At 53.6% G+C, this 14,916-nt stretch carries 13 protein-coding genes; 9 read left to right on the top strand and 4 right to left on the bottom strand.

Annotation, left to right across the window (positions count from 1 at the left end; all coding sequences use genetic code 11):
* Positions 1–66: 66 nt before the first annotated feature.
* The 4 genes from cobJ to cobG are packed head-to-tail and all read right to left on the bottom strand — an operon-like array spanning position 67 to position 4,220.
* Positions 67–1,482 (bottom strand): precorrin-3B C(17)-methyltransferase, encoded by a 1,416-nt coding sequence (cobJ, locus tag AC6CHM_RS12600; protein WP_498173403.1) that lies wholly within the window; start codon positions 1,480–1,482, stop codon positions 67–69.
* Entirely contained in the window at positions 1,479–2,219 is a 741-nt protein-coding gene (locus tag AC6CHM_RS12595; protein WP_115054236.1) for a precorrin-2 C(20)-methyltransferase, read from the bottom strand. The genes cobJ and AC6CHM_RS12595 overlap by 4 nt, the downstream gene beginning before the upstream one ends.
* Positions 2,219–2,845 carry a precorrin-8X methylmutase gene (locus tag AC6CHM_RS12590; RefSeq protein ID WP_498173402.1) on the bottom strand — a complete coding sequence of 209 codons (627 nt, stop codon included), beginning with the start codon at positions 2,843–2,845 and terminating at the stop codon, positions 2,219–2,221. The genes AC6CHM_RS12595 and AC6CHM_RS12590 overlap by 1 nt, the downstream gene beginning before the upstream one ends.
* The gene (gene cobG, locus AC6CHM_RS12585) at positions 2,838–4,220 is read right to left on the bottom strand and encodes a precorrin-3B synthase (RefSeq protein ID WP_498173671.1); all 1,383 of its coding nucleotides are present in this window, start codon (positions 4,218–4,220) and stop codon (positions 2,838–2,840) included. Before cobG ends, AC6CHM_RS12590 begins: the two co-directional genes overlap by 8 nt.
* A gap of 120 nt (positions 4,221–4,340) precedes the next feature.
* On the opposite strand from cobG, the gene cbiE reads away from it, so the two are divergent.
* The 9 genes from cbiE to AC6CHM_RS12540 all read left to right on the top strand — a co-directional run bounded on the left by cbiE (position 4,341) and on the right by AC6CHM_RS12540 (position 14,916).
* Entirely contained in the window at positions 4,341–5,555 is a 1,215-nt protein-coding gene (gene cbiE, locus AC6CHM_RS12580; RefSeq protein ID WP_498173400.1) for a precorrin-6y C5,15-methyltransferase (decarboxylating) subunit CbiE, read from the top strand.
* A 147-nt stretch (positions 5,556–5,702) separates the two neighbouring features.
* Positions 5,703–6,749, top strand: a complete 1,047-nt coding sequence (locus tag AC6CHM_RS12575; protein WP_115054240.1) for a DUF475 domain-containing protein — start codon at positions 5,703–5,705, stop codon at positions 6,747–6,749.
* A gap of 65 nt (positions 6,750–6,814) precedes the next feature.
* Positions 6,815–7,612 carry a mechanosensitive ion channel family protein gene (locus tag AC6CHM_RS12570; RefSeq protein WP_498173398.1) on the top strand — a complete coding sequence of 266 codons (798 nt, stop codon included), beginning with the start codon at positions 6,815–6,817 and terminating at the stop codon, positions 7,610–7,612.
* 185 nt (positions 7,613–7,797) lie between these two features.
* Entirely contained in the window at positions 7,798–8,805 is a 1,008-nt protein-coding gene (locus tag AC6CHM_RS12565; RefSeq protein WP_307280600.1) for an AI-2E family transporter, read from the top strand.
* Between the two features lie 271 nt (positions 8,806–9,076).
* Entirely contained in the window at positions 9,077–9,442 is a 366-nt protein-coding gene (locus AC6CHM_RS12560; protein WP_336442095.1) for a hypothetical protein, read from the top strand.
* Positions 9,443–9,791: 349 nt separating this feature from the next.
* Complete coding sequence (locus AC6CHM_RS12555; RefSeq protein WP_337354303.1) at positions 9,792–10,778, top strand: ABC transporter substrate-binding protein; 987 nt, start codon at positions 9,792–9,794, stop codon at positions 10,776–10,778.
* Positions 10,779–11,006: 228 nt separating this feature from the next.
* Positions 11,007–12,710, top strand: coding sequence for an ABC transporter permease (locus tag AC6CHM_RS12550; RefSeq protein WP_307280592.1), 1,704 nt, complete (start codon positions 11,007–11,009; stop codon positions 12,708–12,710).
* Entirely contained in the window at positions 12,698–13,765 is a 1,068-nt protein-coding gene (locus AC6CHM_RS12545) for an ABC transporter ATP-binding protein (protein WP_498173395.1), read from the top strand. The genes AC6CHM_RS12550 and AC6CHM_RS12545 overlap by 13 nt, the downstream gene beginning before the upstream one ends.
* On the top strand, positions 13,765–14,916 hold the full coding sequence (locus tag AC6CHM_RS12540; protein ID WP_498173393.1) for an MBL fold metallo-hydrolase: 1,152 nt from the start codon (positions 13,765–13,767) through the stop codon (positions 14,914–14,916). Before AC6CHM_RS12545 ends, AC6CHM_RS12540 begins: the two co-directional genes overlap by 1 nt.

Below are 14,916 nucleotides of genomic sequence, written 5' to 3'. Positions count from 1 at the left end.
CTCAGTCCTTTTTCCGGCATCCTTGACCGAGGCGATTGTCTTTTGTCGATTAGATGATGGATTGCATCAGGAGTCAGGCTTGATACCATACCATCGGGGTGTGTAAGTCCATTCCCCGCCATCCGTTTTGGGAAAACTGCGCGTTAATGACGAGCCGACAATGATGACCGTGCGCATGTCGACCTGTTCTGGCGTTAAGTCTTCCAGCCGTATCGTCCGCAGGGTCTCCGCCGGGCGGCCAATATCACGGCCCAGGACAACTGGCGTATCGGGATTGCGATGCTGGCGCAGCAACTCTATCGCCCGGGGCAATTGCCAGGGCCGCGGCTTGGAAATCGGGTTGTAGAAGGCAAAAGCAAAGTCTGCTTCGGCGGCCAGTGAAATGCGTTTTTCGATAATCTCCCAAGGCTTCAGATTATCCGACAATGAAATGATGCAAAAATCATGACCAAGGGGCGCACCGCTTTTGCTCGCTGCAGCAAGTGCAGCAGAGACACCCGGCAATATTTCCAGCTCTACACTATGCCATGCGGGATTGTCGGAGTCGTGCAAAGCTTCGATCACCGCTGCAGCCATGGCGAAAACGCCGGGGTCACCGGAAGAAACCATGACCACGGACCGGCCTGTTGCAGCAAGTTCAAAAGCATGGCGGGCACGCTGCATCTCTTCGCGATTATCGGTCGCATGGATGGTCTGGTTGGGCCGAAAGGTTCCAGCCATGCGAATATAGGTTTCATAGCCAAGAATGTCTTGAGCCTGTTGCAGTGCATGTTTGACGGCGGGAACCATAAAATCGGGATTGCCCGGGCCAAGACCTATAACACTGAGTTTTCCTCGTGGACGAGTCTGATCGACCTGCGCTGTTGATTGAAATACCAATTCATTTTCGCCTGCGACCACGTCATCGGGTGTCACCCGGATAAGCAATTCGCCCTCATCATTCAGCGGCAGACGTGCATCGGCAAGCCAAGGCGCACTTCCTTCTATGCGCACGGTCTTTCCGGCAAGCATATCGGCAATGAACTTCTTGGCATTTCCGGGATTCTTCAACTGGAATTCGGGCGGTGGATTTAGCAGGCATGTCCCGAAACGAAGCTCGCCAGAGGTAGTGATAGCAGCCGGAACATTGAGAATCGTAGCAATCTGGCGCGCCAGAATATTGACGCCAGTCGTTCCGCCGAGCAGCGGGACCACTGTGCTACCATCATCCGCGACGGCAAGTACAGGCGGCTCCGCGCCCTTGTTCTCCAAGATAGATGCGAGCGAACGAATGATAATTCCTGCCGAGCAAAGTGCGATAATGGGATGGCCTGCCTGATAAAGCTTGCGGACAGTGTCACCAAAATTTTCGAAGCTTTCGTCAGCCCCTTCGACGCGCGTATCAAGCCCGTAGATGGTGCTTCCATCCAAGGCCGACTTAATTTGCAATGCTGTTTGCAAACCTAAGGCGGAGAGAACCAAAATAATGGGGGAGGCCATCATTCGCCGTTGCCTTGCCACTTTTCTCCGGGAACCAGAATCAGCGAGAAGTAGGGGGATGACGCCGGATCCACTTCGCTGAGCGGTACGATTTTCTGGGCGTCCATAGTCGCCCGTTCAACGTAAAGCGCGCGGTCCATCAGGCCGAGCTCAGCAATAACATCACGCACCTTTGCGAGGTTTTTGCCAAGCTTCATAATCGCTGCGGCTTCCGTGGCGGCAAGTCTTGTCTTCAATTCTTCCGCCGGAAGCACTCCGGAGAGAACCGTCAGGGTTTGATTGCGGTAGACAAGCGGTGCGCCAAGAACTGCCGCGCCGCCCAGGACCGAACACACACCGGGCACGACCTCTGTCTGATAGTCTTCGGCCAGGCGATCATGGATATACATGAATGAGCCATAGAAAAAGGGATCGCCTTCAGCGATGACTGCCACATCTGATCCCGCATCCAGATGAGTGCGCAAAACGCCGGTGATTTCGCTGTAAAAATCGCTGACAATCGCCTCGTAATTCATGTGGGCTGGCAATATCTCGGTTGTAACCGGATAAATCAGCGGCACCAGCAACTGGCTGTCGCTGAGGTATTTTTCAACAATGGTCAGAGCATTACCTTTTTTGCCCTTTGCGGCATGGTAGGCTACGACCGGCGCAGACTGAAGTAGCCGTAACGCCTTCAATGTGATGAGCTCCGGATCGCCGGGACCGACGCCCAGTCCGAACAGCCTTCCCTGCGCCGCCATTATTCTTTCTCCGACGCAAGCGCATTAATGGCGGCTGCAGCCATGGCGCTGCCACCACGACGCCCATGAACAACGACAAAAGGTATGCCATGGGTATTTTCGGCAAGCGCAGCTTTTGATTCCATTGCACCGACAAAGCCAACTGGAAAGCCAAGCACCAGTGCGGGACGCGGAGCGCCTTCCTCAATCATTTCGAGAAGCCGAAAAAGCGCGGTTGGAGCATTGCCAAAGGCAACGACAGCCCCCTCCAAATGAGGACGCCAGAGTTCGAGAGCCGCAGCAGAGCGTGTGTTACCCATCTCCTTTGCCAGTGCTGGCACGGAGGGGTCGTTCAATGTGCAGATGACTTGATTATCACGAGGCAAGCGGGCGCGTGTGACGCCCTCCGCAACCATGCGCGCATCACACAAGATCGGTGCGCCTGCAAGCAAGGCGTTTCGTCCTGCTCTCGCCGCGCCATCCGAAAATGCCAGATCCTCAATCACATCAACCATCCCGCAGGCATGGGCAACGCGCACGGCAAGCTTTTCCAGATCGGCAGGAATGCGGCTTAGGTCAGCCTCAGAGCGAATGATAGCGAAGGAGCGATCATAGATCGCTTGGCCATCGCGAATGTAGTCAAGCATGTGATGGCCCCCCGGAGCCGAAATTAGCGCCGATCAGTTCGGCCGATTCCTCGATAGTGCGGTTGCTAGCCAATAGCTTGCCAAATCGCGACGGTCCATTGGTCGCTTGCAGAAAGATATCATAGCGACCCGCAGAGGTTGCTACGAGCGTTACGGGTTTTGCCATAGGTGAGGCGCAGGACTTGCTGCATCCGGTAAGGTGTATTTGCGGCATCTCGGATTTGCCGGCAAGCAAGGTGGCGAGGCGGATACCATCCGATTGCGTCGCTGCCAGCGCGGATTTGCAGCCAGCCGATCCGGAGCAGCTGATCATCGTTGCAATGGGCTCCAGAGGATCACTGGTAAGCCCAAGTGCACGCAGTGCATCGAGCGCATCTTCGGCATGATCCTTCGCTACTCCGGATAAAAGCACACTTTGCCATGGCGTCAATTGCAGCGCCCCTGAGCAGTAACGATCGGCAATCGCGGCCAGATTACGCAGCATATCGGGAATTAAGCGACCAAGTGGTGGCATTGCGCCGACCATCTGGAAACTCGCATTGGAGGTTTTCACGATACCCAGATGACCATTTGCCTGCGGTGGAGTCCTGCGCCACTGACCGAGATCTGCATTGCGGAGAGACTCGTCAACTCGCCCCTCAACACGACCAATAAAGTGGTCCCGGCCCAAATCCGCAAGCATATGGCGTAAACGCGATGCATCTGGATTGGCAATGTTCCATTCGATGAAAAGATCGAGAATGGCGGTTACCAGTTCGAAGGATTTCTCTGTGCTGACTAGTCCCAGAGCGGATTGATCCCCTGCAAGAACAGGGGGAGTGCCAGCGATACCAAAGGCGTAGGCAGAAGCCGGATTTTCCGGGTTGATCGGGCTTAGCCAAAGATCGTGCGGATGAGTGACCATAGCAACATCCTCACCTCCATCGATGAGTATACAGAATTTGGGTGAGAGCGTCTGATAGCGGGGGTTTGTCTGCAATTCTGTCAGAATGCGCGTAGCCAGAGGCCTGATGTCGCTTTTTTTATCGTCTTGTCCGACAAGCGGGCTGATCATGACATTGCGTATGTCATCCCCCTTGTCAGTCAGAGGCCCCAACCCGAGCGCGAGCAAACTGTCGACAAGCGCGTCTTCGCTGTGCGGGCGAACGCCGCGGATTTGCACATTTGCCCGATTGGTAATGTCGATGATTCCATTACCAAACTCTTCAGCGGCCCGGGCTATCCCTCTTGCCTGATCGGAAGTGAGGTTGCCGAACGTCAGTTTTACCCGGCATATTCCGCCATCCAGCGCTTGTGCCATACGAAACAACCCCGGACAGGCGGAGCGCCGGTCGTGGACTAAAGTTTTGCGGACGGGTTTCTTTATCAGGCTCATGGCTTTGACGGTTTTACAGGATGGCGCAGGGTGTGCCAACCATTCTCATCGCTGTAACCTTCGTTGACCCATCTTGCGCTTTCGGGCATGCATTGCATTGAATGCTCAACGGGATAGATGATGGCGCAGTGGCTTACGATAATCGGGATTGGTGAAGACGGATATGAGGGGCTTGGGCAGAATGCACGGGCCGCCCTGAAAGCTGCGGGCACCATATTCGGCGGCAAGCGTCACCTTGATCTCCTGCCCGAAGAATTTGGCGCGAAGCGTATAGCATGGCCGACACCGTTTTCAGACGCCTATGCGATGCTGCTTGCCTTGCGTGGAAACGCAGTTGTCGTTCTGGCAAGCGGCGATCCGATGCATTACGGCATGGGGGCAACGCTCACGCGGTACCTGAGCGCGGACGAAATGCTGGTTTTGCCTTCGCCTTCATCATTCTCGCTTGCTGCTGCTGCCATGGGTTGGCCCATACAAGACATAGAGTTGCTCAGTGTTCATGGACGAGCGCTCGAAACCTTGGCGAAGTCCTTTGTGCCTGATGCAAAGCTGCTTATTCTCAGCAATGATGGTGAAACGCCTACCCATGTGGCACGGCTTTTGATCGAATCGGGCTTTACTACGGCTCGTCTGACTGTGCTCGAGCATTTAGGAGGCGAGAATCAACGGCGCATTGATGGTGTTGCACAAAGCTGGAACCAATTGCGTTGTGCAGACCTCAATGTTCTTGCAGTGGATTGTGGGCAGCCTGATCAATTCTCGCTCTCATATCCCCTTATGGCGGGTCTGTCAGACGAGGCTTACCAACATGACGGGCAGTTGACGAAGCGGGATGTGCGAGCAGTAACCTTGGCGCATCTGGCACCCTTGCCGCGCGAATTGCTTTGGGATGTCGGAGCAGGATGCGGCTCGATCGGCATTGAGTGGATGCGCTCGCATCCGACATGCAAGGCGATTGCGATCGAGGCCGACGAGAAGCGGCAGGCTCTGATTGTCCAGAATAGTAAAACGCTTGGCGTGCCCGGCCTCGAACTTGTGCGGGGGCAAGCGCCGGATGCACTGGCGGAACTCAACACTCCCGATGCGATTTTCATCGGCGGTGGCGTGACTGATCCCGGGGTTTTGGATGCATGCTGGCTTGCATTGAAGCCGGGTGGCAGGCTTGTCGCAAATGCTGTTACCATTCAAAGCGAAATGGCGCTGGTCGGTTGGCGGGAAGTGCATGGTGGAGATCTCATCAAGCTCAGCGTGTCGCATGCGCAGCCGCTTGGAAGCTTTGATAGTTGGCGATCAGCCTTGCCCGTTACTATTTATACCGTTCGCAAGCAGGTGTAAGGAGTTCGCGACAGGATTAAGACAGGATTATGCTTTCTAAGGGTAGTGGGAGATTGCATTCGGGTGGAAATTCATATTCTTAACGTAATAAAAAACGTTGAAGTCCCGTCCTGATGGCAATCAGGGAGTCAGGAGCAGGAAACACGCATGGCAACTTATAAATATTTCATCTGGCCAATTCTTTTCACAATTTTCGGATTGGCGGCCGGGGCCTGGATAGGCTTCATCTACTCCGGAAATATACAGGGCGCATTGTCGGTGCTGTTTATCTGCGCTGTGCTTGGTGTATTGGAAATATCGCTGTCATTCGACAACGCCATCGTAAATGCCAAAATACTCAAGGACATGGACCCGGTCTGGCAGCATCGCTTCCTGACATGGGGCATCATCATAGCCGTTTTCGGCATGCGCATTGTTTTCCCGCTTGCCATTGTGGCAGTTGCCGCCTGGATTGATCCGATTTCCGCGATGAAACTGGCCATCTCCAATCCTGAAGAATATGCGCGCATAATGAAGGAGGCGCATGTCGGGATCGCTGCTTTTGGCGGTACTTTCCTCCTGATGGTGGGGCTTAAATTCTTCTTCGATCATGAGAAAGACGTTCATTGGATCAAGCTCATCGAAAGCCGTGCATCCCGCTTTGCATCAATTCAGGGCATTGAAGTCGGCGTTGTTCTTGTCCTGATCATTTTCTTCTCCCGCCAACTCGTTGGAGAAGACTCGGTAACGTTCCTGACGTCGGCCATTTACGGGCTGCTTACATTCCTCGTTGTCGAAGGCATCGGCGCAGTGCTGGATGCCACGCAGGAGCAGATGGATACTGTTCACAAGGGTGGATTGGGCGCATTCCTGTACCTCGAAGTGCTGGATGCGAGTTTCTCTTTCGACGGTGTCATTGGCGCTTTTGCCCTTTCAACCAACCTTTTTGTTATCGCCATCGGCCTTGGTATCGGTGCGTTCTATGTAAGGTCGCTCACAATCATGCTGGTCGAAAAGGAAACGCTCGGTCAGTATCGATATCTGGAGCACGGCGCATTTTATGCGATCCTCGTTCTAGCAGTCATCATGTATTGCCAGACACTGTTCCACATTCCGGAAGTAATCACCGGTCTGATTGGTGCAACGCTGATAGTATTCTCGCTGGTTTCGTCGATCATTTATCGTCGCCGTAATCCGGAAGCTATCGAAGCTTAGCCGTTTGACGGAACTATCCGAACGCCATAGGGGTTGAACCTTCTTGCCAAAAGGAGACCACCCCTATGGAACTTGATCCCCAGAACTCTCTTTCCACCATTCAGGCAGCGATTGATCAAGCCAGAGTGCTGATCGTCACCTATTCATTCTCGGTCATAGGCGCGATCTTGTTGCTGGTCGTCGGCTTTCTTGCCGCTCGTTTGGTAGAGCGCTGGGTCTATGCTGGACTTGGGCAGGTGAGCGGGTTTGACATGACCCTGCGCCGGTTCTTCTCAAAGATTGCGCGCTATATGGTCTTAGGCCTTGTAATCGTTATGGTTCTTGGCCAGTTCGGAATTCAAACCGCGTCGATGATAGCTGCCATTGGCGCAGTCGGTCTGGCCATTGGCTTGGCGCTGCAGGGAACCTTGCAGAATATTGCTGCGGGGATCATGTTGCTTGCGCTTCGTCCTTTGCGTATTGGCGAATATGTAGAGGTCGGCAGTATTTCGGGCACCGTCGAGGAAATCGGACTATTCGCAACACGTTTGCGCTCTGCCGATGGTATATATTTGCTTGCTCCAAATTCAACTCTTTGGACTCAGCCGGTGAAGAATTTCACGCGCAATGGTGCAAGACGAAATGACATCACGGTTACTATTGATAATGCTGACGACTTCGACGAGATACAAGCAACGCTGACCGCTCTTGCCGTAAACAGTCCTTATGTGAAAGAAACTCCCGCCCCGGATACATTCATTGCTGAGTTGGGCGAAACGACGATGAGTGTAACGCTACGATATTGGACGACCGTCCCGGATTTTCTTTCCGCAAAAATCGAGCTGAACAAGAGCGTAAGAAAAGCGTTGAATGTCAAAGAATAGCGGATAATCAAATCATTTGCATTGCGTCGGTAAGTGATCGGTTTTTACGGATGAAATACCAAAAAATAATCTGTGCCAGGCGACTATTGCCATAGCGGAGCATCAATTCTTGTAATTGGCCTTGCGCAGCAAGAGGTTTCAAGTCTAGGAACGTTCCATCCATTTTCTCCTTGTTTGGTGACCTCTTGCAGACGATCTCAAAGCCTCAAATAGCTTCGTATATATTGGCACTTGTCGCACTTGTAGGCGCCCTTCAACTTGGATTGCTTTCCGCGCTTCTGGCTGGACTTCTGGTCTATAGTCTGGTGCATATGGCCGCCCCTTTACTTGGAAGAATGGGCGTTTCCAATGGTTTAACAAGAACATTGGCGCTGGCGATACTTGCGCTAATTTTTATACTTCTCGTCGTTATTGGTGTGATGCGGGGCATGGTGCTGCTGACCGATGGGTCGGAAGGCATAGTTTCACTGTTCCAAAAAATGGCTGAGATCATTGATACAGCGCAGCTTCATCTGCCGACTTGGGCGCGTGACTATTTTCCATCCAACCTTGAAGAGCTGGAAAGCTTTGCCGCCGCATGGTTACGCAATCATGCCGGGCAATTACAGCTCGTCGGTCGCGATATTGGTGTCCTGCTCATACGGATCATCCTTGGCATGGTCATTGGTGGATTGATCGCGCTGACATCTGTATCACCGACCAAAAAGCCCGGCCCTCTGGCTGTAGCCCTGACAGAGCGCGCAGCATTGTTAAGCAATGCATTTCGCAATATCGTCTTTTCGCAGTTGCGTATTTCTGCGTTAAACACATTTTTTACCGGAATTTTCCTGGCCGTAGTATTGCCAGCGTTTGGCATTCACTTGCCATTGGTCAAGACCATGATTGCAGTAACATTTTTTGTCGGTTTGCTTCCAGTCATAGGCAATTTGATATCAAACACTGTAATCGTCATTGTTGCGCTCAGCGTTTCCTTCGGCGCCGCGGTCGGATCTCTTGCATTTCTGATTATTATTCATAAGCTCGAGTATTTTATGAATGCGAAGATTATCGGGTCGCGCATCAAGGCTGCCGCCTGGGAATTGTTGCTTGCAATGATTGTTTTTGAAGCCTGGTACGGCATTGCTGGACTTGTCGCTGCGCCTATCTACTATGCTTATCTCAAGGACGAGCTGAAGCTGCGCGGCTTGATTTAAATGGCGGCGATATGTCTGTTGGCCAATGTCGCGAAGCGCCCCCATTCAACCAAGCACAACTAAAACACATCCTTGGATTGTAAATTTTGGGCAAGAATCGAAGGTTTTTCAGCAAATCTTCGGATCTTTCCGGGAAAAGAGAGGCGGGACCCGATTTTCTCTGCCACTTTTTCACATATTTGAGACTCCGTTGGGCCAGTCCTATAAATTCCACTGGCCCGACCGGCACCATCATTATAAGTTACATGTAATTTGAAATCTGGAGTTGCACATGTCGTCATTTCCAAATGAGGTTCGTTCCATCCTCAATCGAGTCATTGGATCTTCTCCGGCTGACCTTCGTCTGGTTGCCCAGCGTCTGCATGACCATGCCGTTGAAGAGCGTATGCCCGTTGACGAGGTGAAAACAAATCTCGCGCTGCTGGGCTATGCCACGATTTCAGATTTTTGCCGTGATCTCGATTTGCCGCCTCATGTGGCAGAGCGCTGGGAGCGTTTTGGCGTATCATCAGAGATGAAACAGGTTTTCGGCATGCTGCTTAATCAGCGTAAAAAATTTGCCGCTGCCGCTGCCGAGTTTGAGGCCATTACCCATGTCGGCCTGATGGATTTTTTACGCAGCCGAGGTGTGCTTTAAAATAAGTCGAGCCGATCTATCGAATGTCTTGTCATAAGCTTGACGATCAGCCCCGCTATGGGTTCCGGACCGGGCCTTTCGGTTCTAAGACCCTGATCAAGATGAGATGCGAACACTAAAATCTGTCGGCTAAGTTTTCTAACCGTCACCGGGTCTCCAGCGATTTTTTATGAATTCAGTTTTGTTTGTCACATAAGTTTCATTGTTCAAATGTATTTGACAAAAGACAATTGAACATGGACACTCCTCCGGCATGACAGGTCGAAAAGAACCTGGAATGCACGGAGGAGGATTTTTCGTGGGCACATGTCCCCCCGATTAAACCGAATCCCCTTTGGGAGGAGAAAAAATGAATAAGTTTCTTAAAATGACACTCGGCGTGCCAGCTCTTTTTGCTGTGTCGCTGGCTTTTGGTGCGGCCAATGCTGAAACGCTTAGCCTTTACACATCACAGCCCGATGCTGATGCAGCGAAAACCGTCGAGGCCTTCCGCAAGGTTAATCCAGATATCGAGGTGCAGGTGTACCGGTCCGGTACAAGCGATATTTTGAGCAAGCTCGCGGCGGAGTTTTCTGCCGGTGCCACACAGGCCGACGTATTGCTGATCGCCGATGCGGTGAGCATGGAAGGCCTGAAGAAACAGGGTAAATTGCAGGCCTATGAGAAGGCCAATGTCGAAGGTTTCAGCAAAGACTCTTTTGATAAGGACAAGACCTATTTCGGTAGTAAGCTGATCACTACAGGCATCGCCTATAATTCAGCTGCAACGGCCAAGCCCGAACATTGGGCAGACCTTGCCAAGCCGGAATATAAGGGCATGATCGTGATGCCAAGCCCGCTTTATTCTGGTGCCGCAGCCTATCTGCTGAGCGGTTTCGTCGGCAATCCCGAACTTGGCTGGGACTATTTCGACAAGCTCAAGGCCAATGAAACAGTAGCCGTACGCGGCAATGGCGCGGTGCTGAAATCCGTAGCCAGCGGCGAGAAGCCTTATGGCATCCTTGTCGATTTCATGGCGCTGAATGCAAAGGCCAAAGGCTCTCCGGTTGAATTCGTTTTCCCCTCGGAAGGTGTTCCTGCGGTGACGGAACCAGTCGCGATCATGTCTGGCACGAAGAACCTTCCTGCCGCGCAGAAATTCGTAGACTTCATCCTTTCGGATGATGGACAGAAACTGGCGCTTGCACAGGGCTATCTGCCTGCCAAACCATCGATTGGCCGTCCTTCCTGGCTGCCTGAAGGTGTTGAAATCAAGGTAATGCCAATCGAAACTCTGAAGGTTCTCGAAGCGACTGACGCTGACAAGGCGAAATTCTCCGGAATGTTCGGCGGCTAAAACTATTCCGGCAAGAGAGTTTAATTGAGTTCTCTTGCCGTTTCCAGTTTGGCAATCGCGCTGTGCGTGGTTCGTCCTTCGACTAGCTCAGGATAGCTCACCATGAGAAAGTGGTGGTTTGCAAAGGGCATTGTTCTGAGACGTTGCAGATAGGTTTTGCAACTATCCACCCTCTTCATGGTAAGCTTGTCGAACCACGCATGGCAAAAATGCAATATGGGACTGTGAATGACTATATTTGCTGAAAAGCGTCAGGGTACTGATACAGCCCTGATTGCAGGGGTGGCGGTCATTGTCGCGATGCTTTCCATCGTACCAATGCTGCGTCTCGCTTTCGAGATCGTCATGCCGCAAGGCAGCCTTTCTGCGGCACCGCTTCGCACGGCACTTTCCGGTTCGGCCACCTGGACCGCCACGTGGCACTCATTGCAGGTGGGCATAGGCGGCACATTGCTGGCAGTTATTCTTGGCACTGCCGTTGCCCTTCTGGTGAGCCTGACCAATGTGCGCGGTCGCAGCACTTTCGTTCTGCTCTATGTCGTTCCACTTCTCATCGCCCCGCAAGTCACGGCACTGGCATGGTTGCAATTGTTCGGGCCTGCAAGCCCGTTCCTCAAGCTGATTGGCATGGCACCAGCGCTGGGCAGCAAAAATCCGCTCTATTCGACGACCGGCATAATTGCACTGCTTGGCGTGCAATATGGCCCCCTGGTTTTCCTGATGGTTCGGGCCGGATTGCGCAAGCTGCCGCGTGAACTGGTGGAAGCCGCCTTAAGCAGTGGTGCAAGCCGTCTAACGGTACTTCGTACAATCATCCTGCCACTGATGACGCCATCCATCATTGGTGCCACCGCATTGGCTTTTGTTTCCTGTGTGGGCAATTTCGGCATCCCGGCATTTCTTGGCATCCCGGCAGGCTATCTCGTCTTGCCGACATTGATCTATCAGCGGCTGGCTGGCGGTGGTCCCGCTGTTCTTTCCGAAGTTGCTGTTCTTTCCATGCTCATCGGGCTCATCGCCATGGCCGGAATTCTGGCGCAGGATTATGCCTCCCGCCGCCGCGATTATCGTATCGCTTCCACCTCCCTGCCTGCCGCGCCCTTCGAGCTTGGGCGCTGGCGCGCTTTGGCGGAATTCGCCATGTGGCTATTGATTGTCATTGTGCTGGTTCTGCCGATTGTCGGGTTGTTTTTGACCTCGCTTGTCGCGGCATATGGCGTGCCGCTGAGCATGAAGACAGTCACGCTTGCCAATTACGCTTTTGTGCTGTTTGACCACGCGGCGGCGAAACGCGCATTTTTCAACAGTTTCGGTCTTTCCCTTGCCGCAGCGGCCTTCGCAGTGCTCGTGGCAGTACCGCTTGGCTATCTCATCACCTGGCGCAAAAGGTGGTGGACGAAGTTCCTGAATCTTTCCGCAGAATTGCCCTATGCACTGCCCGGCGTGGTTCTGGCGATTGCCTCGCTGCTCTTGTTCCTGAAGCCACTGCCGATCATCGGCTTGCAGATCTACAATACAATCTGGATCATTCTCTATGCCTATCTTGCGCGGTTTCTCGTATTGGCATTGAGGCCCACAATCAGCGGCCTGCACCAGATTGACCGCTCGCTTGAAGAGGCGGCGCAAGTTGCCGGTGCCGGACTTATAAGGCGCATGCGAACCATCGTATTTCCGCTCGTCGCGCCCGCGACGCTTGCCGGCGGCGTGTTGATCTTCATGACGGCCTTCAGCGAATTGACCGTTTCAGCCCTGCTATGGGCTTCCGGCTCGGAGACGATCGGTGTGGTGATCTTTTCTTTTGAGCAGGGCGGCGATTCCAACTACGCCGCCGCCATATCAACCCTGACAATTGTCGTGATTTTTGCGCTGATGCTGTTGACCAATCTGTTTGCACGCAGCCTTCCAAACGGAGTTCTGCCATGGCGGGATTGAAAATTGAAAATGTGACCAAGACATTTGGCGACTATGACGCCTTGTCGAATGTCTCGCTGGATGTCGCCAATGGCGAATTTGTTGCAGTGCTCGGACCTTCCGGCTGCGGGAAGACGACGCTCTTGCGCCTTGTTGCCGGTTTTGAACAGGTCAATCAGGGCACAATCACCGTTGGCGGGAAGGAGATGTCCAACCCGAAATTGAACGTCCCGCCTGAGCAAAGACGTGTCGGCATCGTTTTCCAGAATTATGCCTTATGGCCGCATATGAGCGTTTCAGAAAATGTTGGCTATAGTCTGAAAGTGGCAAAGGTCGACAAGGCAGAGCGGGACCGGCGCATTTTGGAAGCGCTCGAACTGGTCGATCTGCAAGGATATGGCGATCGCCGCCCGGCCAATCTTTCCGGCGGGCAAAGACAGCGCGTGGCTTTGGCCCGGTGCCTTGTGTCAGCGCCATCGCTGGTATTGTTTGATGAGCCGCTTGCCAATCTGGATGTGCATTTGCGCGCCTCGATGGAAGATGAGTTTGCCTCGTTCCATAAACGCACGGGCACGACGATTATTTACATTACCCATGATCAGGCCGAAGCCATGGCTCTGGCGGATCGTATTGCTGTCATGGACAAGGGGCATCTCGTGCAGTTTGCAACGCCGCGCGAACTTTATGAACAACCGGCGACGCCCATGGTGGCTTCGTTTATTGCCCAGGGTATGGTGTTTCCGGCCAACGTTCTGACTGTCGAAGAAAACGGGCAATGCAAGGTGGAAGTGCTCGGACAGGAGGCTGTTTTTCGCTGCCGTCCCGGCCAAGGCGTGACAGGCGATGCAAAGGTGTGCATTCGTGCCGCCGATATCATCCCGGCAGCCAAGGACGGAATCGAAGTTTCCGTGAAGCGCAGCATCTATCGCGGGGGAGGCTCCCGCATCGAGGCAGTTGCTGGCAATGAAACACAGGAACTGCATTTCGATCTGGCTGATCCGAAGCGGCTTGCCGAAGGAGAAACGACACGCGTTGCCATCGCCTCGGGCTGGGTCATACCGGAGGCAAATGTCTGATGCGGATTGATCTACATGGCGGCTTTGGCGAAAAAGGCCGGACCAGTGTCGGCATTTCGGGCGGCGGCAAGAGCATACTTCTGGATGTTGGCATCAAGGTTGGGGCGACGGGCCGCGACTATTATCCGGCAATTGACGATGCAGCGATTGCCAAGCTTGATGCCGTCTTTGTTTCCCATGCGCATGAGGATCATATTGGCGGGCTGGCCTGGCTTTTGTCGCGCGGATTTCGCGGCCGTATCTTCATGACGGCAGAAACATCGACGGAAGCTGCTTCCATGCTGGGGCAATATGGCGAGCAGGGTCACATGCAGGCCTTCGAGATTGCCGCACATTCTGCCGAAGTTTTTACGGCGGGCGATATCATTCAGCTTGGAGAGTTGAGCGTTTCAACCGGACGTTCCGGCCATGTGGCAGGCGGCGTTTGGTTTGCGGCAAGTGACGGAGTCAAGTCCGCCGTTTACACCGCCGATGTGGTGCCGGACAGCGCGGTTTTCGCAATGGATGCAATTCCGCGCTGCGATCTGCTGGTGCTTGATGCCTCCTATGGCGATGATGCCATATCGAGCGATGAGCGCGTTTCCGCGATCCGGCAATGGATCGAGATGCAACCGAATGGTTGCCTGCTGCCCGTGCCGCTTTCCGGTAAGCCGCTGGAACTGATGGCTATCCTGCCTCAGCGCTTCGCGATCCATGCAAGCATGCGCGATGCTGTGGCGGCACAGATCGCCGCAAGAGATGCTTTCCATCCAGGTATTGGAGCAGAGCTGACACAGCGGCTGGCTAATGCGCTGGACTGGTCGGAATTGGATGCTTTGCCGGACTGCCCGCTCATGAGTTTCGATGGCATGGGAAGCGCCGGGCCTTCGGTGGAGGCGATCAAACGCGCGGCAGATCAAGGATATCCCATTCTGTTGACGGGGCATATTCCACCCAATACACCTGCTTCTGCTTTATTTGAGGCAAAGCGGGCAGAGTGGATAAGGCTGCCGACCCATCCGACCCGGCAAGGCAATGTGGCGATATGGGAAGGGGCAGGGCGTCCTGCAACGCTAGGGCACTCGTGCTCGCTCGCCGCACTCAGTGCATTGAAACAATATCTGCCCGCGCTGAACGATACGGTGCGCACCGGCGACCATATTGACGTATAG

This window comes from Phyllobacterium sp. GQ127 (assembly GCF_059758635.1).
This window is presented reverse-complemented; position numbering and strand designations above follow the sequence as displayed.

Bases quoted from the DNA above. Each gene is read 5' to 3' on its own strand.
- cobJ (WP_498173403.1), bottom strand. From the start codon at position 1,482: ATGATGGCCTCCCCCATTATTTTGGTTCTCTCCGCCTTAGGTTTGCAA.
- AC6CHM_RS12595 (WP_115054236.1), bottom strand. From the start codon at position 2,219: ATGGCGGCGCAGGGAAGGCTGTTCGGACTGGGCGTCGGTCCCGGCGAT.
- AC6CHM_RS12590 (WP_498173402.1), bottom strand. From the start codon at position 2,845: ATGCTTGACTACATTCGCGATGGCCAAGCGATCTATGATCGCTCCTTC.
- cobG (WP_498173671.1), bottom strand. From the start codon at position 4,220: ATGAGCCTGATAAAGAAACCCGTCCGCAAAACTTTAGTCCACGACCGG.
- cbiE (WP_498173400.1), top strand. From the start codon at position 4,341: ATGGCGCAGTGGCTTACGATAATCGGGATTGGTGAAGACGGATATGAG.
- AC6CHM_RS12575 (WP_115054240.1), top strand. From the start codon at position 5,703: ATGGCAACTTATAAATATTTCATCTGGCCAATTCTTTTCACAATTTTC.
- AC6CHM_RS12570 (WP_498173398.1), top strand. From the start codon at position 6,815: ATGGAACTTGATCCCCAGAACTCTCTTTCCACCATTCAGGCAGCGATT.
- AC6CHM_RS12560 (WP_336442095.1), top strand. From the start codon at position 9,077: ATGTCGTCATTTCCAAATGAGGTTCGTTCCATCCTCAATCGAGTCATT.
- AC6CHM_RS12555 (WP_337354303.1), top strand. From the start codon at position 9,792: ATGAATAAGTTTCTTAAAATGACACTCGGCGTGCCAGCTCTTTTTGCT.
- AC6CHM_RS12550 (WP_307280592.1), top strand. From the start codon at position 11,007: ATGACTATATTTGCTGAAAAGCGTCAGGGTACTGATACAGCCCTGATT.
- AC6CHM_RS12545 (WP_498173395.1), top strand. From the start codon at position 12,698: ATGGCGGGATTGAAAATTGAAAATGTGACCAAGACATTTGGCGACTAT.
- AC6CHM_RS12540 (WP_498173393.1), top strand. From the start codon at position 13,765: ATGCGGATTGATCTACATGGCGGCTTTGGCGAAAAAGGCCGGACCAGT.